Origin of the sequence: Glaciecola sp. 2405UD65-10 (assembly GCF_048820975.1) — a bacterium.
In the GTDB taxonomy this organism is placed as follows: domain Bacteria; phylum Pseudomonadota; class Gammaproteobacteria; order Enterobacterales; family Alteromonadaceae; genus Glaciecola.
This window is the reverse complement of sequence record NZ_JBMEUF010000002.1, coordinates 480,138-502,623: the sequence shown is the minus strand read 5'-3', so window position 1 is coordinate 502,623 and position 22,486 is coordinate 480,138. Positions and strand designations below refer to the sequence as shown.

General features: G+C 40.6%; 17 protein-coding genes. 7 read left to right on the top strand and 10 right to left on the bottom strand.

Annotation, left to right across the window (positions count from 1 at the left end; translation table 11 throughout):
* Positions 1-81: 81 nt before the first annotated feature.
* Entirely contained in the window at positions 82-549 is a 468-nt protein-coding gene (locus tag ACOI22_RS14340; RefSeq protein WP_420672803.1) for a pyridoxamine 5'-phosphate oxidase family protein, read from the bottom strand.
* Between the two features lie 348 nt (positions 550-897).
* Here ACOI22_RS14340 and ACOI22_RS14335 point away from each other — a divergent pair, with 348 nt between their 5' ends.
* The 4 genes from ACOI22_RS14335 to ACOI22_RS14320 all read left to right on the top strand — a co-directional run bounded on the left by ACOI22_RS14335 (position 898) and on the right by ACOI22_RS14320 (position 4,104).
* On the top strand, positions 898-1,143 hold the full coding sequence (locus ACOI22_RS14335; RefSeq protein WP_420672802.1) for a DUF2164 domain-containing protein: 246 nt from the start codon (positions 898-900) through the stop codon (positions 1,141-1,143).
* Between the two features lie 97 nt (positions 1,144-1,240).
* Positions 1,241-2,419, top strand: coding sequence for a glycosyltransferase family 4 protein (locus tag ACOI22_RS14330; RefSeq protein ID WP_420672801.1), 1,179 nt, complete (start codon positions 1,241-1,243; stop codon positions 2,417-2,419).
* Positions 2,409-3,890, top strand: coding sequence for an oligosaccharide flippase family protein (locus tag ACOI22_RS14325; RefSeq protein ID WP_420672800.1), 1,482 nt, complete (start codon positions 2,409-2,411; stop codon positions 3,888-3,890). Before ACOI22_RS14330 ends, ACOI22_RS14325 begins: the two co-directional genes overlap by 11 nt.
* A gap of 49 nt (positions 3,891-3,939) precedes the next feature.
* On the top strand, positions 3,940-4,104 hold the full coding sequence (locus tag ACOI22_RS14320) for a DUF2986 domain-containing protein (RefSeq protein WP_420672799.1): 165 nt from the start codon (positions 3,940-3,942) through the stop codon (positions 4,102-4,104).
* A 243-nt stretch (positions 4,105-4,347) separates the two neighbouring features.
* On the opposite strand, the gene ACOI22_RS14315 is transcribed toward ACOI22_RS14320, so the two are convergent.
* The 4 genes from ACOI22_RS14315 to ACOI22_RS14300 form a co-directional block, all read right to left on the bottom strand.
* Complete coding sequence (locus tag ACOI22_RS14315; RefSeq protein WP_420672798.1) at positions 4,348-4,908, bottom strand: hypothetical protein; 561 nt, start codon at positions 4,906-4,908, stop codon at positions 4,348-4,350.
* Between the two features lie 42 nt (positions 4,909-4,950).
* Positions 4,951-6,072: a hypothetical protein gene (locus ACOI22_RS14310; RefSeq protein WP_420672797.1), complete on the bottom strand. Its 1,122-nt coding sequence runs from the start codon at positions 6,070-6,072 to the stop codon at positions 4,951-4,953.
* A gap of 568 nt (positions 6,073-6,640) precedes the next feature.
* A complete protein-coding gene (locus ACOI22_RS14305; RefSeq protein ID WP_420672796.1) occupies positions 6,641-7,825 on the bottom strand; it encodes an NAD(P)/FAD-dependent oxidoreductase in 1,185 nt (394 codons plus the stop codon).
* Positions 7,826-7,900: 75 nt separating this feature from the next.
* Complete coding sequence (locus ACOI22_RS14300) at positions 7,901-8,419, bottom strand: hypothetical protein (RefSeq protein ID WP_420672795.1); 519 nt, start codon at positions 8,417-8,419, stop codon at positions 7,901-7,903.
* A gap of 389 nt (positions 8,420-8,808) precedes the next feature.
* Between ACOI22_RS14300 and ACOI22_RS14295 the strand changes: the two genes are divergently transcribed.
* Both ACOI22_RS14295 and ACOI22_RS14290 read left to right on the top strand, forming a co-directional pair.
* Positions 8,809-11,112 (top strand): TonB-dependent receptor, encoded by a 2,304-nt coding sequence (locus tag ACOI22_RS14295; protein ID WP_420672794.1) that lies wholly within the window; start codon positions 8,809-8,811, stop codon positions 11,110-11,112.
* 24 nt (positions 11,113-11,136) lie between these two features.
* Positions 11,137-11,817 (top strand): Fe2+-dependent dioxygenase, encoded by a 681-nt coding sequence (locus ACOI22_RS14290; protein WP_420672793.1) that lies wholly within the window; start codon positions 11,137-11,139, stop codon positions 11,815-11,817.
* 7 nt (positions 11,818-11,824) lie between these two features.
* Here ACOI22_RS14290 and ACOI22_RS14285 read toward each other — a convergent pair whose 3' ends face one another.
* Positions 11,825-12,991: a tetratricopeptide repeat protein gene (locus tag ACOI22_RS14285; RefSeq protein ID WP_420672792.1), complete on the bottom strand. Its 1,167-nt coding sequence runs from the start codon at positions 12,989-12,991 to the stop codon at positions 11,825-11,827.
* A 1-nt stretch (position 12,992) separates the two neighbouring features.
* Positions 12,993-13,448: a hypothetical protein gene (locus ACOI22_RS14280; protein WP_420672791.1), complete on the bottom strand. Its 456-nt coding sequence runs from the start codon at positions 13,446-13,448 to the stop codon at positions 12,993-12,995.
* A 118-nt stretch (positions 13,449-13,566) separates the two neighbouring features.
* Here ACOI22_RS14280 and ACOI22_RS14275 point away from each other — a divergent pair, with 118 nt between their 5' ends.
* Entirely contained in the window at positions 13,567-14,895 is a 1,329-nt protein-coding gene (locus ACOI22_RS14275) for an MATE family efflux transporter (RefSeq protein ID WP_420672790.1), read from the top strand.
* Between the two features lie 76 nt (positions 14,896-14,971).
* Here ACOI22_RS14275 and ACOI22_RS14270 read toward each other — a convergent pair whose 3' ends face one another.
* From ACOI22_RS14270 to ACOI22_RS14260, 3 genes are all read right to left on the bottom strand, one after another.
* Complete coding sequence (locus ACOI22_RS14270; RefSeq protein ID WP_420672789.1) at positions 14,972-17,779, bottom strand: TonB-dependent receptor domain-containing protein; 2,808 nt, start codon at positions 17,777-17,779, stop codon at positions 14,972-14,974.
* A 220-nt stretch (positions 17,780-17,999) separates the two neighbouring features.
* On the bottom strand, positions 18,000-19,748 hold the full coding sequence (locus tag ACOI22_RS14265) for a glycoside hydrolase family 9 protein (protein ID WP_420672788.1): 1,749 nt from the start codon (positions 19,746-19,748) through the stop codon (positions 18,000-18,002).
* 72 nt (positions 19,749-19,820) lie between these two features.
* A complete protein-coding gene (locus tag ACOI22_RS14260; RefSeq protein WP_420672787.1) occupies positions 19,821-22,334 on the bottom strand; it encodes a glycoside hydrolase family 3 protein in 2,514 nt (837 codons plus the stop codon).
* Positions 22,335-22,486: the final 152 nt, after the last annotated feature.

The window sequence follows — 22,486 nt, the reverse complement described above, 5'->3', positions numbered from 1 at the left end:
TTACAAGAAAAACACCTTATAAGCTTAGCACAGCCTAGGCTGTACTAAGGAAACTTTATCTTAATCACCTCTTGCTTAGTGCTATTTTATATCGACTAAAGCATGATCGCCCACGTCTTCTGGCTCAACCTTCGAACCTGACATTAATTTAAAGGCACCTGTTAAGCTGGGTGACTTCGTCCAAATTTCAGCACTTTGTAAATCGAGGCGCATTAGGTGCACAGCTGGATCATCTATGCCACCTTCAAACCATGCAGCTGTTGGATTTGACCAAAACTGCTCAATCAGTGATGAATCTTTCTCTTCTACTAAGCGGCCTAAAATACTGCCAAACAACTTGTGATCTTTACTTACAAATTGCACGCTTGCTAAACCGCCGCCCGCCACTCGATTGCTTTTGTCCATAAAAAACCACAAAGAAAGGTCGCGATCAGCGTCTACATGGGCGTACATGGGTTCACTGTGCTCTGCACTATTTTGCAGACGCAACATAACGTCACCTTCTTGGCTAATAGCTTCAAATAAATTTTTATATAGTTCTTTTGACATACTTTATGGTCCTTTTTATAAGTAAACACACTGGCAAGTTTTAAACTTAAAATGAGTTAACACTCAATTTTTGCCGTTGATACAGCTTATATGCACGTAATGTTCCATGCGTTAAAGTTATTGTTTTTCAGTGGTTTATATTTTTATAGGCCTGTTTGTATAAGGTCATATGAGTAGCCTGTACGGGGACTGTGAATAATTTACAAGAGCCGCATCTAAAATAAAGGGAAGGCATAAAATTGCGTTTTTATTATCAGTAAACGTAAAATGAAAACCTGAGTTCGCGGTTATTCGCGGTTAATAGCTTGGCGCTATGGTTAACAACATAAATAAGGAAATCTTTTTAGTATGTCGGATATTAAATTTACGCCACAAGAAAAAGAGTCAATGATTGCAAAACTACAATCATATTTTGATAAAGAGTTAGAGCAAGAACTAGGGCAGTTTGATGCTGAGTTTCTTTTAGACTTCGTTTCAAAAGAGCTAGGCGCGTACTACTATAACCGCGGCTTACATGACGCAAGAGCCGTGTTTGAAGAACGAATTGAGTCTATTGATGATGGTATTTATGCTATTGAAAAAGAGACCAACTAAAGGTGATAGCTTGTTTGTTGCCAATTTAAGCTAACCCAAGCGTACTAATTAGCATACAATAGCGTTTTTTTTAATTATGTGAATGGCGATGAACTAAATGGCAGCACCGGGTAAATCCTTACATGTAGAGTTATTGCATATAAATTCTATTCATGAATTTCAGGGTGGTGTTGAACGCCAGTTTGAAGCCGTATCAGATGCTTTTATTGAAGATGGGCACTCCATCACAATGGTTTCAAGCAGCAGAGCTGTTTCGAATGAGCCGTTAAATCCGCAAAAGTCTTTGGTTGGTTTGGGGATCCACAGTATTGCTCGTTGGTGGTTTATAGGCCCCTTACTCAAACTTATTCGTGCGTATAGCGCTCTGCGTAAACAAACGCACTCTCCTAACTTTATAATATGTCCTGATCCAATTCTAGCAGTGGCTAGCAAGCTAGCCAGGCCAAAACTACCGTTGTTTTATAGGCCGGGATTGTGCTTAAAATATTCATATGATGACAACGTTTCTGATGAAAAGGGGATGATGTTTAGCTTTCTGAAACACCAATACTTCTTTATAGAAAAATGGGCGCTGAAAAAAGCAGATGGTATTATTTGCACGTCTTCTCAAATGAAAACACAGCTGTCATCAATTTATCGCAATAACCAATTTTATGTTGTGAATAATCCTGTTTCTGCCGCTCATATTAATACCCCATTAAGTCGCGAAAAAAGCGACACACTCAGGTTTTTGTATTTAGGGCGGCTGCACAAAATTAAGAACGTTGATTTACTTTTGAAAGCCTTTGCGCAATTAAAATTAATGAATGAAGATCAAGCGATTTCATTACATATTGCCGGTACTGGGCAGCAGGAAGACGAGTTAAAGCAGTTAGCGAATTCATTAATGCTACAAAGTAGCGTGAAGTTTTTAGGGTATTGTGAGCATCCAATAGATGTTTTAGACCAAGCTGATATTTTAGTCATGCCGTCGTATTACGAACCATTCGGCAATGTAATTCCTGAGGCAATGTCTAGAGGCCTTATAACCTTGTCGTTTAAATCAAACAATGAACATGTTCTTGTGGGGGCCAATGATGTAGTTAGCAACACAATAGACGGCATACTCATAAATGAACCTACAGTAAATGGCTTGCTTAAAGCGATGCAAGATATAATCAAGCGCCCTCAGTTTTATGATAATTTCGGTACAAAAGCGATTAATAAAATTAAATCGAATTATAGCCCTGAAGCAATCACTCGAAAATATATAAGTATTTACCATCATGACGCTTAAGTTTAATTTGTTAATCAACTGGTCAGGTCAAATACTTGGTTTTGCCATTCTGTTTCTTCTTACACCTCTAATAGTTAATTATTTGGGTGTAGAAATGTACGGTTTGTGGAGCTTAATTATAACTATCATAAGCTTGTTAGTACTAGCTGATATGGGTATTCGTTCTAGTATTTGCCGATTTATAATAGAGTCAAAAGCACAGAATGACGAGATGCGAGGCCGCCGATTTATTCAAATGGGGCTGATGTTATATGTGTTTATTGGTTTGTTTTTGTCAATTCTAGTTTTTTCTATTACTACTAATTTTGAATCGCTTTTTCCTAAATTCGAAGCACCTGAAAATATTGCCAATATCATGTTTTTGATATTAGCGGGTGTGCTTTTATCGTTAATTACATCAATCTACTCATCTATTCTTACTGCGTTTGAGAATTTTTTAGCACTGCAAACCTTAAATATAATATCTGTAGTGGTAAGAAGTGCTGTGATGCTACTTACTATATCAGCTGACTACGGAATTGTTGGGCTAGCGGGTTCGGTGTTTTTAGGTAATGCTTTATTGTTTGTAATGACCATTGCTCTTGTGTACAAGAAATACCCCATCTACACAACATTTATGCCGGTATATCATAAAAATTTAGCGAAATTACTGTTTGTTTTTAGCACCAGTTCGTTAATTGTAATGCTTTCAACTCGCATAAGTAATGAAGCTGATTTAATTATAATTGCTAGCTTTCTTGAGCCCGATAATGTCACATTTTATTCGGTGTCAGTTATGCTAACCGTGTACACGTGGACCTTACTTTCACAGATTAATTTAACTATGAACCCAAGGGTACAAACCGCTGTGTCGCAAAAACGCTTTGCTGATGCGAATGAGTTATTTTATCTGCAAACAGGAATTACGGTCATTATTGGCGGTGCGGTCTACATGGGGATGATATTTTTCGGCCAGCAGTTTTTATTATACTGGGTGGGTGACGCATTCGCAGGCTTAGCATCGTTAATTCTAATAATTGCAGCCTCACGTATTTTCATGACGTTCTCAAGCGCTGTAGGAATGGCCTTAGCTGCAAGAGGCAAGCTCAAACTTAATATGTATATGGTGTCGATGGAGGCCTTGCTAAATATTAGTTTATCTATTATTTCGCAGCTTGTTTTCAATGCTGGTTTACTAGGTATAGCCGCGGCCACCTTGTGCAGCCGGGTTGTGTTTTTGTTCACGCTGCATTTGTCGCTAGGCTTACCACAAATGGATGTAAAACGCCGTGAATATGCCACAAGAATACTACTAAGAGGCCTTATTTATTTGAGTGTAAGTGCTGTAATTTGCTGGCTAGCTATTTACGTAACGAACATTACAATTATGTATCAATTTATATTAGCCGTTATGCTATGCGGCTTAGCAATGCTGCTTGCGGGTTTCTTCATATTCGGCTATTCACCTAGTGACTTACGCAAAGCCAAATAAGCGATGGTATGTAAAAGTGAAGCGGGTTTATTTAAATAAGGACTAAGCTATGAGCCGAAAAAAGGCCGTTGTAAATAAGTTGCTGAAAAAAGCCAGAAAAGCGAACAAGAATAAGCAGAAATCGAACAAGCCGCGTTATGTGTCTAAAGCCGACAGAGAAAAAGCTACTCAGCAAGACGTGTCTGAAAGTCAAGATAAAGAAGGCACTGAGTAGTCTCTTACGCTGCCGCAACTGCGTACTCATCGTCATTCCCGCGTACTCATCGACATTCCCGCGAAGGCGGGAACCTCATACCTTAACTAACAAAGTAAGAGCGCAATAGATTTGGGAGGTCACCGCCTTCGCGGTGATGACGGATTAGCACGGTGACGACAGACTAAATTTGGATAAAATAAGGCTCCCCTAAAATCAGAATAGGCCAAGGCAAAATCCAACTTTGCTCTAGCATGAGTCATGCTAGAGCAAATTATTTGATAATAGGCCCCATTTAAACCACATATCTATCAAAACAAATACTGGAAACGGCAAGGCAACAACTATCCATTTAAAGCTAACAAATAGAGGCAACGTTACTATAGTGATAATGGCATACTTCAAATAATCATTAAGATTTGGGAACACCGATTGCAACGCTAAATAGTTAATAGCTGCAAATACGCTTATTACAACTAACTTACCAATAAACTGATGGCCTGCATCTGATTTCAAATAGTCGATGAGCCATAAACTTAAAGAAACCAGTAATCCAACACCAACAATGACTACAATAAAAAATAAAACATCACCGGCGTAAGCGAAATAAAGCGCGTTTGATTGAGTGAACTTAATATTTGAGAAAAAATTTAATGAATAAGAGTGTACCCACTCAATAATTCCCACTATGAATATAACGCCAATTACAAGCAGTATTAGAAAACCGATAAATGAGCCAGAGTTTGATGCTTTATTCAAGTTAGCGGAATGTTGCTCTTCGCGTTGTTCGAATAAAGTTTTTTGACTTTCCCATTTATTGCTCATAATTATTTTTGCAATCCCTTTTTAAGAACTAGTTTGCTACCTCTAATGCTGGTCTTGCACCTTATTTGTAATGGCAAAGTAAATGTATGCTGGTAATGTAATAGCACCAATAGGAATTAACGAAATTAGTAATCCCAAGGTGTAACCTATTCTCCCGAGCCAACCATTGTAATTAGCATTACCTACTTCGGTATTGCTATACATCCTAGTATCTACACCAAACCAAATTTCATTTTCAGCTCTTATTTCTTTGTCTAACTGCTTGTCTTGTTGGTTTGCGAATCGCGGTAAATAACGCGATATCATAGCCCGGGTTTCTCTGCTAACAATAAATCCAAAGCACAATGAAGCTAAGACTAACATCCAAACTAAAGTTGTACTTAGCGATTCACTGAAACCTAAGAATAAACCTATGATTGCTCCTCCTAAAGCAAATGAGAGTCGGCCCAGTAAAAAAGAACGAGAGCCCTGAGTGGCCTCGATATAGACTCTTTCACCGTCATTGTGTAAAAAGGTATACACTAAAATAATAAGCGTGTAAGTGATATATCCTGCCGTATTTACTCCATACGAAATGAATGGATAAGATGCAGTTAGCACTATTAAGGCGTAAAAATATAAGGTTGGGATTACGTTGTTTTTGGGTGAATGCGGCATGCGCATTTTCTCATTTTTTAGGAAAAACAAAATAAGCCAAGAAATGGCCATAAAAATGAAACCAATCCATATGGAGTTATTATTCGGACTTCCATAAAACATATCTAGCATCATAATTATAGATAAAATAATAACGACAAAGTTAAGCACTTTATTTAACATCCATCTTTGTATTCCACGACGAATAGACTTTGGATTAAGCTTCTGCTTGATTGTCTCCGTTAAGAGTTCTTTCGCATTAGGTTTAAGTTGAAGGTTGTCACCTTCTACAACAAATAAGTTATCACGCGCCCAAAACATAATCTGTACATAAATTGTTTTGATGGAGGGGAATATCACAGTGACGCCAGCAACGGTTGCTAACAATAGTTTATATGTGGGTTCAATAACCTTTGATTGATAAAAACTGTCATCAAAAATTACCGTAGCATCTAGCTCAGCTATTTTTTGAAATATAGAATGAAAGTGCGCCTCAACACTTGCAACTACCCTGTTTCCTTTGGACATATTCCTTAATCCCTATTAATCGCATTTATGTAACACGACTCTCGCCGCGCGAACTCCGTAACTTGTATAAAGTTTTAATTAAAACTCTGTGTTCCGAGAAGATGCAAATATTCAATAGGAATCGAACTTAGACATATTTTACGTTGCAACAACATCTTGGGTTGTTTGTAAACTATACATTAGCTGTTCAAATTATCAACATTGTCGTGCTACTGATATAGGTAGTGCTATTTAGTAATATTAAGGCTAATAAAACATTTTGATGTAAATATTTAATAATTCGAATGTTTGAACGTTCTTGAAATTGTACAGCTGAGATTGTCGATACTTGGACAGTGAGATGCGTTTAATCTGTTGCGTGGTGGTGGCAAAAATACAAAACTGTTTTTGAAACGCACCTTAGGAATTGCGCACAACACGGAATGTTGCCAATGTCATTCCCGCGTACTCATCGTCATTCCCGCGAAGGCGGGAACCTCATACCTTAACTAACAAAGTAAGAACGCAATAGATTTGGGAGGTCACCGCCTTCGCGGTGATGACGGATTAGCGCGGTGATGATTACAGTTTAACCAGCATTCATGCCAGCGCAGTAGCCTGAACTCCAAGCCCATTGAAAGTTATAGCCTCCTAACCAACCGGTTACATCTACCGACTCACCAATGAAATATAAACCCGGGCATGATTTTACTTCCATAGTTTTTGACGATAGTTGATCAGTATTAACACCCCCTAGCGTTACCTCGGCAGTCCTGTAGCCCTCTGTGCCTGAGGGTTTTACGGCCCATTCGTGCACGTTCTTTACTAAATACTCACGTTGCTTATGAATAAGTTGCTTCAACAGAAGATTTTCCATGCTAAGTATTTGTAAAAACGTTTCAACGAAACGCTTGGCAAAGTGTTGCGATAAAAAGGTTTTCAATTGCACATTGGGCTGATTTTCAATGGCTTGATCAAGTTCAGCTTGAAAGTCGCCATTTGGAAACATATCGATAAGTACATCGCCACCGGGCTCCCAGTACGATGAAATTTGTAGAACAGCGGGGCCAGACAAACCTCGATGAGTAATTAACATATCTTCTTTAAAGGCATTTGATGGCGTAGAAATAGATACCGACATTGATACGCCAGATATTTGCGCTAAGGGCTCTTTCAGTTCAGGGTTAAGGGTAAAAGGAACAAGCCCTGCACGGGTAGGCAGCACTTCTAAGCCAAATTGCTCGGCGAGTTTATAGGCAAATGGTGTAGCGCCTAATTTAGGCATTGATAATCCACCCGAAGCAACCACTACACTGGCGCTGGTGAATTCCCCCTTATTGGTGCTAATTCGAAAATGAGCATCGCTTTCTTTTTCTAGTGAAGTGATATTCGCTTCATACTGAAACTGCACCTTGTTATTTGTACATTCGCTCACGAGCATCGCCACTATTTCTTTCGCGGAATCGTCACAAAATAGCTGGCCCAAGGTCTTTTCGTGATACGCGATCTTGTATTTCTCAACTAAAGCAATGAAATCCCATTGCGTATATTGACTTAAAGCTGACTTACAAAAATGAGGGTTTTTGCAAATGTATTTGTCAGGTTCAATGTAGTAATTAGTAAAATTACATCTACCACCGCCCGAAATAAGGATTTTTTTACCGGGGCGTTTTGCGTGGTCAATTACCAATACACTTTTGTTGCGTGCACCGGCAACAGCAGCACATTGCAGGCCAGCGGCGCCCGCTCCAATAACTATTACATCATACTTCACGTGGTTTGCTCGTAGTAGAAAAACGCCGCTAAATATATCACAAACTCGCAAACAACACGCAAGGCTAAAATCCTTTTAAGAGGCAAAAATCACTACAAGTAAGGCAAATAGGAAACCCGCGGCCGCAATTTTTAGGCCGTTCTTATATACTAAGGCCTTGGGCATAAACATAACAAACGCTGACACTACGAAGAACAGCAAGCTTATGCCAAAGAATATATTCAGTATAAACAGTGGGCTATTGGTAGTTGCTTTATGCAGGCTAACAAGCTTTGCTAACACTAAAGGGTAGTCTTTTTTAGTCACCGTAGCTTCACCCGAGAGCTTGTTATAAGAGCCCTCGGCATAAATAAGTTGTTCTTCAGTTTCTTCTTTTAGCGCAAATTTGCGTAAACCCAATTCTTTACCTAAATCTTTCGCTGATAAGCCAGGTGCGAGTGTGTATTCGGTAGTCGACTCATACTTTAAGAAGTCAGTGGTTCTGAATATTAGAAGGATACCGCTAGACGCATAAACAGCCATGATGCCGGCTAAAAAGAAGCCTAACCAGCGATGATATTTTCGAAAATCGTTACGTAATTTGGGGGATGCCATTGAGTTTCCAAAGTGTTAGTTAAAGTGAGCGAAAGTGGCTTGAAAGCACCAATAAAATAGTCTTGTAGTAAGTTTACTATTTTATATGACTATAAAGTCGTGCAATTAAACTGCTTAGCAGCAAACTTGTCAAAATTTTCTAGTAAAAGCTTGGTGGTTGCGCTTTATGGCATTTCTTATTGCCCTCTTACAGCTTAGTCACCGTTTTACTGTGGGTTTCTAGTGTGTAGCTATTTATTACATTAGACAAAGCAATATCTTATGACAAACACAGTTATGCTTAGATCAAATGAGAATTGTTATCATTTGTGTTTACATGTGTACTAAAGTTTATTACACTCGCCCTTGAACTAATAACACAATCATTAATCCAAGGACCGATATTTAATATGTCATCTCAAAAAAACACACTTTCTACCTTAGGCTCGGGCGCATTATTAACAACGCTAGCCATTGGTATGGGTAACGCTTTCGCAAATGAAACCGTTGAACAATGTGACAAAGCTGATACGCAATGTACAGAAGAGGCAATGGAGCTTATACGCATCCATGGCGTTCGTAATTCTATTTACAACGTAAAAAACTCTGGTGATATTCGCCGCATGGCTGATTTGGTTGATACTCCTCAAACGATTACGGTACTCACTAAAGATCAAATTGAAGAGTCTGGTAAAAGTGACCTTAAAGAAATCCTAGCCGCCCAAGCAGGCGTGACACTAGGCACTGGTGAAAACGGCAATGCGTTTGGTGATCGCTACATTATTCGAGGCCACGAAGCCCGTTCAGATGTATTTGTTGATGGTTTGCGTGACCCAGGTATGACAACGCGTGAAAGTTTTGCGACTGAGCAAATTGAAATCACTAAAGGTCCAAGCTCAACTTTCGCAGGCCGTGGTTCTTCAGGCGGCGCTGTAAACAGTATTTCTAAGAAAGCGTCAACTGCATATGATTTTGGCCGTGTTGATGCCAGTATCGGTACCGATGATTATTATAGATTGGGGCTTGATTACAACACACCTATTAGCACTAACTTTGCTACGCGTGTGAACATATTAAGTGCAGAGGAAGATGCGCCAGGTCGTGAAGGTATTAGCCGCAGCCGTAACGGGATTTTACTTTCAGGCTTATACGACAACCTTGACGATTTGCGCGTTTATACTGATCTTTACTATTTGGAAGCAGAAGACACCCCTGATTTGGGGAGTTATTTTGACAGTGCAACTCGCTCGCCAGTAGAAGACATTCCTGTTTACGCACAAGATGAAGACTTTTTAGATTCTGACGTATTTGCATTTACCGTGCGCACTGAGTACGACATAAACGACAACATGACCTTCTATAATTCAACCCGTTATGGTGAAACCAGCAATGGCTATATGTCTACTGGTGCTCGAGGCACCGTTAGAGATGACTCTGACCCATTCGCTCCGGGTGCAGATACAGTAAACCTAAGTACTCACCAAGGCTGGCAGGAAGTTGAATATTTCGCTACACAATTTAACTTGCTTTGGGATGTTGATGCCGCAGGTATTGAACACAAACTACTATTTGGTTTTGAATTTACTGACGAAGAAGTAGATAACGGTGTATACAGTTATGAAAGTACTGGTGATACGAATTGTGTAACTAGCGGTCGCGGCGGCGCAAGCGCAGCTTACTGCTTGATTGATCCGTCGGGTAACGTGTATGACAACGTAAGTAATTTAATTGGCCGAGACATTACTCGCGGTGATTCTGATGCCTTGTTCCAAGCACAAACAAGCGCGTTTTATGTAATGGACACTGCAACCATTAACGAAAATTGGCAGGTGTTTGCGGGTTTACGTTTTGACAATATTGATTACAGCAATGACGTTGTAAGCCGCGGTACTGAACTTGATTATGCATACAAAGATGACTTTTATAACGGCCATTTAGGTGTGGTATACAGCATTACCGATGACGCAAATGTATACGCAACTTACTCAACGGCTACTAACATCAATGGCGGTGAATCTGACCTTGGTGCAAACTGTGGTTACGGCGGTTTATGCGGTGATCCTGACCAAGCATCAGTGGCAGACCCTGAAATTGTAGAAAACATTGAGCTTGGTACTAAGTGGTCAATATTAGATGAAAAACTATTTATTGCCGCTGCATGGTTCCAATTAACTAAGTCAGACGTAATGGAAAGTGTAGGAGATGCCTATTCAACACTTGGTTCACTCAATACCGGTAAAAACCGTGTAGATGGTTTTGAGTTTGCTATGAACGGTAACATTACTGACAAACTGAGTGTTCAAATTAGTGCTGCAGTGATGGAGTCTGAAGTATTAGATTCTTATGACGAAGATAACATTGGCTTAGAACTAAGTAACTTTGCGGGTAACAGCTTCTACGCTCAATTACGTTACCAGTTAACTGAAGATTTCGCATTTGGTGGTGACTTCACCCATAAAGGTGAAATGTACGGCGGCCAACCTGATACTGCGGCCGGCTATGACAGCACCAACGGCTATTACAGTATTGTGGTTCCTAGCTACAACGTAGTAAACTTGTTTGCTAATTATAGTGTGAATGAGTCAACCACTGTTCGCTTGAACCTAGGTAATGTGACTGACGAAGAATACTGGACCGCTGCTTACCGTTCAGGTGCATTTATGTACTTAGGTGACGGACGTTCAGCTCGTGCCACTATTACTTACGAGTTTTAATAGTACTAAATAGGAAATATTTCAATGGTCTTGATTGAGCAGTTGCTAAACAAAGCGCAAGTAAAAGAGTTTCGTAGCGCGCTTAATCAAGTACCTTGGAATGACGGAAAAGAAACAGCGATGGGGATGGCCTCTGGCGTCAAGCAAAACGGCCAAACGGATGCTAACGATAAACAAGTACAAGCACTAGCGAATAAATTACTTGGCATTTTTGGCAGTACACCAAAATTGATATCGGCAGCATTACCTCATCGCATATTTCCACCGTGTTTTAATCGATATTCAAGTGGTGAAACTTACGGGTTTCATGTAGACGCTGCTATTATGCGCATGCCGCACAATAACGAAGTATTACGTTCAGATATGTCGATGACAACGTTTTTGTCCGAAGCTGATGAATACGAGGGTGGCGAGCTAATTATTCAAACTGAATTTGGTGAGCAAAAGGTTAAACTCAATGCCGGTGATGCAGTATTGTATCCTTCAAGTAGCCTACATAAAGTGACACCAGTTACCAGCGGTGAACGCGTTGCAGCTATCACATGGATGCAAAGTTTAGTCCCTGACGCTCATATGCGCCAAACCTTGTTTGAACTAGATCAGAGTATTCAGGCTTTACTTCAAAACCCAAGTATACAACGTGACGAACTAGACCGTTTGCATCATGTGTACCACAACCTTATTCGCCAATCTTCACAAGTGTGATTGGAATTTAAGGATTACATTGAATTGCATTCGACGTATTTTGCGCTTCATAAAGACCAGTTAAGTAATCCCAATGTACTTTTGGCAAATAATATCGAAGCGATGAACTTGGATCGCCACCTTCTTCTATCCATCTAATTAACGAACACTCTTTCATAACATCATAGCTGAGTTTATTGGCAGCAATGGTTCTTATAGCCCAGTTCCAATTGCTCTCAGGGTATACTTTTAACACTAGCTTTGATTGGTCAATTGCATTGTTCCAAGATTGCTGATGAATAGATACTAGGCCTAAATTCTCAATAGCTGAGGCTAATTCTTCATCGGTCGCAGACCTTGATACAGCTCTGTCAAAGTCTGCTGTGGCGCGCTGTACATTATTCATGCGAAGTTCTACTAATCCCCTACGGCGATATACAACAGGATAGCTATTTCCAAGTTCTACTGCCTGATTATAGTCAGCTAGTGCATTTGTTAACAGTGGCACATCGTTAGTGTGTAATCGTACCCATGTAAGACCACGGTCAACTAATACGCCTGCTTTCACAGATTGCTCAGTAGTTTGCACAGCTAAATTATATTCACTTTGTGCTTTTTGAAACATTTTTTGCTTAAAATACACATGTCCAATCGCCCAATGCGCATAATATTGAAGGGCTTCGGTGTCTTTTACTTCATCAAAGTAATCTAATGCGTCTTGCAATGCGCCATTGTTGACACTTAAAATACCGCGAAGCAGAGCTACCTCACCGGATGTTTTTTCAAGCGCGGGATCAAGCTGATATGCGTTGTCTAAAATACTCTTTTCTTCAGATGTAAGCGGGGTTTTATGCAAATATTTTTGAGCAACATACAGCGCTTTTTGAGCATCATTATTTATGGAAGAGAGCGCTTTTATTGAGTCACGCAACTCATACACTTCATTAATAACTGCTTGCAGGCGAATTTGATCTTCCGTAGCGCGCTCTTTAACTTCGGTGACTTCTGCCTCAAGCTTCAATAAGTTGTCTTTAGTATTATTTAAGTCATTTTGCGTTTGCGTGTACTCTTTTGCGCCCCAAAAGAACAAAACAGTAATGATAAGTAAGGCCAAAAACCAAAGTAGAAGCATCATTTTCGCTTTTCTCTGATTGTCTTGATAATGTTTTAGAGTATCTTCAATTTCTGAGTCCATCTTATTTGCTCCCTTGCTGAACGGCCGGGGCTGCAGCAGATCCAGCAGGGTTACTTACCTCGATAATTCGTGTGGCTTTGTCTACAAACTGGAGAAAATACATAATTCCGTCACCACCACAAGGTATCTCGGAAACAGCTTTAAAGAATATGTCTTTGTCATCGAGTGTGAGCAAGCAAATCGTGAGTTTTGAAACACATTTTTCAGATGAATTCACGGTAATGAATATAATGGCGATGCCGGTGAATACGGTAACAACTATAACACCTAAAATAATTACACCTGATACCTTCTCTTGAAAATAGAGTATTGAAGCAATAATTACCGCTACAGCAGTAATAATTAGTGCTACTATAAATCGTGTTATACGCCTATTACGGTCAGTAATCTCAGTTTTTACCAATGTGAAACGTTCACGAATACACTCAATATTCCAATTGCTAGAATCATGATGCATATTGTCGTCCTTGTCATTTTGTTGGTTAATTTTTGTACAAATTATGAGGTCAGCATACTGCTACAAATTTCTATTGTCAAAGTTCTATAAACACTGATTGAGTATAATTATATAAAACATGAATAGTAAAATACCTAAGAACTTTAATTTAGCGTGGCCATTGGCTGTAAATGCCTTGCTAATGCAATCAATGCTAATGATAGACACCTTACTAGTTGCGCCATTAGGTGAGTTAGCCGTGGCTGCTATGGGCTTAGCTACCACCGTAGTTACTTTTGTTTTAGGCTTAGATATAGCCATAGGTAATGGCATTCAGTTATTGGTAGGCCGGGTGCACGGTGCAAATAGCAAAGAACAACTTGCTGTGTCGTATTGGTCAGGTATTGTTATTAACTTAAGCGCTGCATTGGCCTTCTTTATAATTTTGTCTTTATTCAGCACACAAATAATTACGTTTATTGTAGGTGAACAACTGCATAATGAGGCACTTATATCGTTAACGGTATCGTATATTGATATAGTTAAATACGTGGTCTTAATAAGCGCATACACTCAGGTATGTACCGCAGTTTTTAATGGCCAGGGAAAAACACGAGTCCCCCTTTTAAGCTTTATTTTCGAACTTCCCCTCAATGCGGTATTAAGCTATTTTTTGATATTTGGCATAGGCGATTTTTCAGGCTTAGGCCTTGAAGGGGCAGCTTGGGGCAGTGTAACTGCGCTTGTGTTTAGAGCTGCATTCTTACACAGCGCGTTAATGAGGAATCAACATGGGGTATTTAGTTTCCCGCGTAATAGCGCGTTCTTACCTAGTTTAAAAAAACAGTTTGATGAAATTTATCCAATAGCCGCTAACTTTTTTGTATTGTCAGTGGGAGCCACTGTGTACCAGCTATTGTTCGCACAATTAAGCTTATATTCATTTGTGGCTATAACATTAATATCACCGTGGATAAAAGCCGCAACGCAATTTCCAAGCGCGTGGGCGCAAGCTTCTGCTATTACCGTAAGCCAGGCAATTGGTAAAAATGATTTGGGTGACATACGTTCGTTTGCGCACGAGTGCACAAAAATGGGGATAAATATAGCTATAGCAGTAGCCTGCTTATTATTCATTCTTAGCCTAACTATCGAAAGCATATTTACTAATTTAGAAGCAGAAACCTTATTCGCTTTAGGGCTTATAGCGCCTGTGTATATTTTGCTGCCGATTATTCGTGCTTACAATACCGTATCAGGTAATATTTTGCGGGCTGTAGGCAAAAGCAAGTTAGTCTTAAATTTACATTTTATTACGCAGTGGGGAATCGCCTTACCGCTGTGTGCCTTGCTAATATTGTATTTTGATGCATCAATTTTTTGGGCGTTTGCCATGATGCCTTTTGAAGAAGCATTAAAAATTGGGCCGTTTTATTATTTTAAAAAGCGTTTTCTCCCGCATTTATAAGACTAAGCTTCTAACATAAAAAAGCCCGGTATTATCCGGGCTTTTATTAACTGTACCGAGTATGTCGGATTAGATATTAAAATCTAAATGAAACATTACCGAATACACGACGACCAATTACGTCATATGTACCTGGCTCAGTGTTTGCGTTAAACGCACTGTGGAAATACGGTGGCTCTTCGTCTGTTAGGTTGTTAACACCTATGCTTACCGTTGCATTACCAATAGAGTATGAACCTACTACGTCATGGTAAATTGTTTGTTCTGCTACTGCATCAGCTGTTGCAACAGGAGATTGTAAACGGTCAGTCGTTTCGCCAATGAAGCGCATTTTGTAGTTGAAAGACCAATCATCGCCCACTAGGCCGATGTTTGACTGCCAGCGCCACTCTGGGAATACTTCAAAGCCATTTGCTGTTCCAGCAAGCTCGATAGCACCTGTAAGTGGGTAATCACGCTCGTAGCTGTCAACCCAAGTACCAGACCAGCTAACTGTATAGCCAGTAACAGCGCCCATATCTAGGTCACCACTGTATGCAACGTCTAAGTCAACACCGCTAGTAGAAAGCGTACCAAGGTTACCGAACTGAGATACTGCGTCAGCTGGGAAGATGCTGTAATCAGGCACAAAGTGTGGGCCACCAGCACCATCAAACGCGTCACACGCTGAAGAACTTAGACCTTCAGAATCCATACATGTTCTGTATAAGTCATTCATGTCAGGAGTACCGATCACGTTTTCAATTTCAATGTTCCAGTAATCAATGCTAACTGCTAAACCTTCAAGCATTTCAGGCGTGATTACAAAACCAAGGTTAATTGACGTTGACTCTTCAGCTTCTAAGTCTTCAGCAGGAGCTGAAGTTGTGTAAGCTGACTGCCATGCAAAACCGTATTCACCAGCGTCAGTTGTATCTACGCCTAGGTTTTGACAGTTGTCATACATAGTTTGTGTAATGTCGCCAGCGTCTAGTTTTCTGTCACCAAATTCACAAACTGAAACAATGATTGGGAAACCAGTAGATTGACCAGCGTTTAACTCAGAGATGTTAGGAGCACGGAAACCAGTTGAGTATGACGCACGTGCACGAATATCTTCAGAAATTGTGTAATCAGCACCTAGTTTATAAGTGAAGCTTTCACCAGCTGAAGTATCGTAGTCAGAATAACGCGCTGATGCACTGATATCAAAGCCTTCAGCTACTGGAAGGTAGATTTCACCGAATAGTTCGTCAACTGAGAAACCGCCAGCTTGTGGATCGTTAGCACCACCAGTTGTAAGGCCTGCAGCCAAGAATTCATCTGGAGAGTAAGCGCCTTTTTCGTTTCTGTGCTCATAACCTACAGACCAACCAGCAAAACCGCCAGCCATTTCAAATGCTTCACCTGAAAGGTTAGCAGCGAATACTTCCATAGTACCGCGATACAAATCTTTCAATGAACCGGTAGTTAAATAATCCATTTGCTCATCAGTAATGCTACCGTAGTCGCCGAACGGGTTTAACACGCCAGGACATGCAGCATCAGCAGCACAAGCTTCAGGGTCTACAGCAGTTGCCCAACGGTCAAAACGGCCATAGTTCAATGTTTCATCAATGGTTTCAGCTTCTGAATATGAGTAAGATACATCCCAGAATAAATCGTTGCCGATGTCACCACGTAAACCAGTAACTAATCTGTAAGTGTCAGCAGATTGTCTGAATAAACGACCACCTGATTCAACGAAACGACGGTTAACGCGAACACCAATGTCAGACAAACCTAAAGAGTTGTCTGCATTTACGCCAAACGGGTTGAATGGGTTAGAAGCCGGTACATAGTCATTCCATTGAAGTCCATTATTTGGCGTTTCAAAAGAACTTGTTACCGCAAATGAAGCATCTGGTGCTAAACGTTGTTGTGAAGTTCTACGTGTGTATAGACCTTCCATGTAAGCTTCAATGTTATCTGTGATTTCAACTTTACCAAGTGCAGAGAACTGCCATCTTTCGTTAGGCTGAATTAGTGCATTCACTGGAGAGTAATCGTAAAGATCGGTAGCTGAATCGAATACACGAGCTTCGCCAGTAGCAGCATCAACAATCCAGTTACCTTCGCCAGGTACACGGATTTTACGGCTGTTAGATGAACCAGAATTTACTAGTTCAAATTCGCCATTGCCTAGGTGTGAAGGGAAAAGCGTTTGCGCAGAGAAATCACGCTCATCTTGTTTCATTTCGTCTTGGTTGTTGTAAGACAAAGACATAACCATGTTAGCTTTATTGCTAGCTACACCAGCTTTAACGTAAAAACCGTCATCGCCAGCTTGGCCGTCAGATACGCCCATACCGATGTTTGCACCAGCTTCAAGGCCTTCAAACTCATCATCAAGTACGAAGTTTACAACACCAGCAAGTGCGTCAGAACCATAAATGGTAGATGCGCCATCTTTAAGTACGTCAACACGTTTAATCATTGCTTCAGGAACGTTGTTAAGATCAACAGCACCGTCGCCATTAACGTCACCAATCATACGACGGCCGTTAATAAGTACTAAAGTACGGTTGAAACCAAGTCCGCGCATATCAATTTTCTTCTGGCCAGACTCACTACCGTTGTTAGTAGAAGTACCCATTTGGTAACCAGTAAATGCAGGTACGTCTTTAAGAAATTCATCAATACTTGCCACACCTGATAATTTAATATCTTCTTCACCGAATGATGAAATAGGGCTTGATGAACTGAATTCAGACTTCATGATTCTAGAACCAGTAATTGAAATCTTTTCAACGGATTCTTCAGCATCTTGTGCTACTACAGCCATCGGTGCAGCAAGTGCAGCCGAAGCAGCTCCGATAGTACAAGCCAGTTTTACTGACCTCGCTATTTTAGAGTTTTTAAACATGTATATCTCCCAGGACTTCTATTTAATTTTTATATTTTTATGTTGAACTATAGCTACAAGCAATGTGTCATAAACTAAAGTTCACAACAGGCACGAACGGCCCTTAAGCTGAGCATACACGCACAATAGCCCCTGTGCAAGTACTGCACAATTGGTTCTTGTGCCTTGCGGGCTATACTTTAGAATAGTTTTTCGTAAGAAAAAAATGTAAGTATGAAGTTTATTTACGCTCAGTTAACATACCTAATACATATACAAGTGGTGCATTCCAATTAATGGCCACTTCGTTGGTGGAATAACTACACCAACTATCACTGTAAGTTCGCGCTGGCTCGCTATACTCATAACTACAATCATCTTGGCGGCCGGCATGAGGGCCTCCCACAAGCATTCCCGGCACCGCTGTATTTATTCCGTCACTTTGCGAAATTCTGTGGTGTGGATTAACCGGATACTTATGCCCAAACCCCGTCACAAAAGAATATTCGGTTGGATTGCGACCAAGAATATAATCAACAATACCTTGCGCTACGTTTAGGTATTGAGAGTCATTTTGAACGGTGGCGGCTTGTAACAAAACCATTGCTTTATTTAACGCGGCAGAGTTGCTGCCCCAAATAAGGTTCGGTGTTTCTATGGGCACTAGGTAAGCATTGTTTTGATATTGCTGTACAAAAGTATCAGCCAGCGCTTTTTGCTTATCTTTTAAAGCGGTATAGTCTTGCGGGCTGAGTAAATTTTCCGCCTTGTATAACAAACTACTCAAAGAGAGATAAGACACATTTATCCAAGAGGGAGCAGAATATTCTAAATCAAGTTCTTTATAAGTAGTAAAAAAACCTTCTACTCCGGTACTGATAAAAAGCTCTGCAGCCGCCCATGCAAATTCATCTTTTAAAATGTTATCACCGTATTCCCCGCTTAACACATCATTGGGTTGTACGTATATTTGCGAGGGATGTTCAAGCGCCCATTTCCAAGCATCAATAGCGGCTAGTAGGTATTGTTCGCTTTTGTTCTGATCAAATGGCGCAATCACTCTACTGGCCACCGCGAAAGTTGCCGCAAAATTTAGGCTTGCAGATGTACTTTTACCAATCACGAAGCGCGTTCGAGTATCTTCGTGCGGCATTTCTTCTCCCGGCCATTCAAGGGTGGTAAGTTTATGGTAAACACCACCATCTTCACCTTGCATGGTGAACAGCCACTCTAAGTTCCAAAGCGCCTCATCTAGAATGTCAGGGATATTGTTATTTGATTCAGGAATGTTGAGTTGCTGCTGCGCATACAGATTTGGCGTATGCTCAAAAGCAGCCAGTAAGGAATAGGTACTAATGCCTGAATTAACCACGTACTTACCGTAATCGCCGGCATCATACCAGCCTTTGGGGGAAGCTAGGGTTTCATCTTGCGTGCTGAGTTGTTCATCAGCTGATGGATGATACATCACATTAGTATCAGCATGCCCTAAAGGGCGTGCGAAATCTCCTGCGAATTGTTGCTCAATCTCTATACTTGCTCGGTTTAAGTAAAAATACCGCTGTGCTGCAATATGGAGATCGTTATACACGTGGCTATCAATTTTAAAGGTGGCTGAATCATCTACACCTAAAACGCGAATAAAATAGCTCCCTGGTGCAACAAGGCTGGAAAAGTCAGCTTGCTTGACGCTATCACTGCCAGCGTTAGGCCAATTTTTTGCGTTACTTAAGGTGCCGCTATACACCTCTTCATTATTGCTTGCATCTACTATAGTGAAACTAGTAGATGCTACATTTGGGATAATGGCTATTTTGCTACTGGTTTCAAAATACCCTAATTGGTTTAGTGCTATTTTTTGCTGCGTGTTTGTTATTTCTGCAGGCGTGTTCGTAGCAGGTGGCTCACTGGGGGCATTACCTGATGACCCAGAGCACGCACCTAAGAAAAGAGTGCTTAGCAACGCATAGTTGATAGAAAGCTTATTCATGATTTCACCTTACGTTAATCGTTTAACGGTAGTTAAAAAAGAGAGTGCTTGCCTACAAGCACTCTCTTTTGATTAGTCAGCACATTTTATATTGGCGGTAGCTTGTGTGTTTGGTTCAAACTGCACGTTTGCTATGCGTATTTTCGCTGGTCCTTCGCTTGATAAAATAAAAGGCGCACTAGAGCGTTCAAATTCAACCCCCTTGTTGGCAAAGCACAGCAAATCAATAGACACCTTATGCCATGTGTTTAACGGGAACTTGTTAATGATGGGGGCAATATTAAATGCACCGCATTTATTTTTCGCACAGCCCATTTGCACCTTAAGTGCGCTTTTTGCAGGCTTCTCTACGCGAACATCAAAGCTTAATGCGCCTTTATTTAGTAGATATTGGGAAAGGTCTTCTCGGAACCAATTTGAGCTAATTAAAACGGAGGCAAGATTACTTCCTGACCACGTTAGCTCTTTAGCATCGCCTTGAATGTTTTTGTCAGCCTCTATCATGCTAAGGCCTTTAATGTCACCCACTGGTGTAAGTATATCTTTGGTTTGCTGCGCGTTTTGTAATTGATAGTTCCAATCACCATTAGGCCGCCCTTGCATGATCACATAAGGGGTATTGGTTTGTTTTTCAAAAACAAAGTCGTTTGTAATATCAAGGGTAGGTAGTGAACTACTATCGTTATAGCTTAAGCCATAGCCATAAGGGAAAAGAGGGTCATAGTTTTCATCGAAGCGATTTAACACCACTTGAGAGGCACGCTTTGGCCATGAAAACGAAAGTTTTCCTGTAAAGTCATAGTTAACATCGCCCTTTGCATCTTTAAACAGCACATCAGCAACACCTACACCTTCACTGCCAGGTAGCCAAGCAGCAACGAATGCGTCAGATGCGTTAATTGCACGGTTCATCCACAAAGGTCTTCCTGAAAGAAACACTGACACAACCTTTATGCCTTGTGCTTTTAGCGACTCTATAAGTTTAGCATCACGATTAGAATGCGCCTGATACGCAATAGATTTTAAATCACCAATCCACTCAGCGTATGGATTTTCACCAAATACAACAACGGCTACATCTGGTTTTTCTGAAAAGCTACCATCGCTGCTTAGTTCAATCTTACCACCTGCTTGGGAAACAACTTGTTCAATTCCATCATATATAGATGTTCCGCCAGGGAAATCAGACTTGACGTTACCTTCGCCTGTCCAGTTTATTGTCCAGCCACCCGTTTGTTTGCTCATATTGTCAGCGCCGTCACCGGTTACTAGCACTTTGGCTTTGCGGCTAAGCGGCAATATATTGCTATTATTTTTGAGTAATACCAATGATTCGCGCACTGCTTGTCGAGCAATGGCTTTATGTTCAGGCGCACCTAATAATTGTGATTGATTCGCGTATTTGCGCGAAGAAGGTAGGCCCTTCGTGAATAATCCAGAGCGTATTTTCACGCGTAGAATGCGTCTAACGGCATCATCTATTCGCTCCATGGGAATGATGTCATTTCTCACTTGTTCAACGGTATTGTGAATAAACGCTTTCCAGTCTTCCACTACCATAAACATATCTAGGCCTGCATTCACCGCCTGTGGACAACTGTCATTAGTGCAGCCTTTCACTTTGCTATGGGAATTCCAATCACCCACAATAAAGCCATCAAAGCCAAGCCGGGTTTTGAGTACGTCAGTAAGCAAGTATTTACTACCATGCAAGCGCAGGCCGTTCCACATGTTATGTGAGGCCATTATGCTTTGAACGCCGGCTTGTATAGCCGGGAAATATGCTGCAGCGTGGTTATTTACTAAGTTTTCTTCGGTATCTAAGTTATCACCTTGGTCAATGCCCAAGTGAGTTCCGCCATCTCCAACCCAATGTTTTGCTGTGGAGTAAATATGATCATCATTTAAAAAAGTATCAGTATTTGCTTTGCCCTGAAGGCCTTCAATCATTTGCTTAGCATATGAAGCTACAATGCTTGGGTCTTCAGAATAGCTCTCATAAGTGCGGCCCCATCTATCATCTCGCGCCACGGCCAAAGTAGGCGCAAACGTCCAATCAATGCCAGCCAGCAACACTTCTTTTGCAGTAGCTACGCCAATTTTATATATAAGGTCTGGATTATTGGCCGCACCTAAACCAATATTGTGCGGATACAAGGTTGCACCTATGAACTTATTATTTCCGTGAACGGCATCAATCCCGTAAGTTACTGGTATTGGCAGCCCGCCATCAGATTCATCCATTGAGGCTAAGTACAACTCATCCATAAATGAGACCCAATCAGACACACTGGCATTTCTATTGTTATGCAAGAACGTGCCGCCGCCATTTAATACAGATCCTAAATGATACTTTTTAACGTCGGCCGGAGTTACCCACGTTATTTCAGCCTGTACCATTTGGCCTACTTTTTGTTCAAGCGACATTTTATTTATAATGTGTGTAATTTTACTTTCTATTGCTTCATCTTTTGCAATTGTGGGTGCTAGTTTTGGCCATAGTGTTATATCGTTTTGGGCAAGCGCAATATTTGAGCTAATACTCAAAAGCGAACCCAAAACGATTGAAGAAGAAATATTTTTCATTAAATTCATAACCTGATATTTTGTTAAGATTGAATACAGTTTTATAACAATTTGTTTAAAAAATCGTTCAAGTAAAGGATTTAGACGTTTAAATACAGGTAATATGCATTATTTGAACGCTAAGAATTGATTAGTTAGTTAGGCTTGTTAAC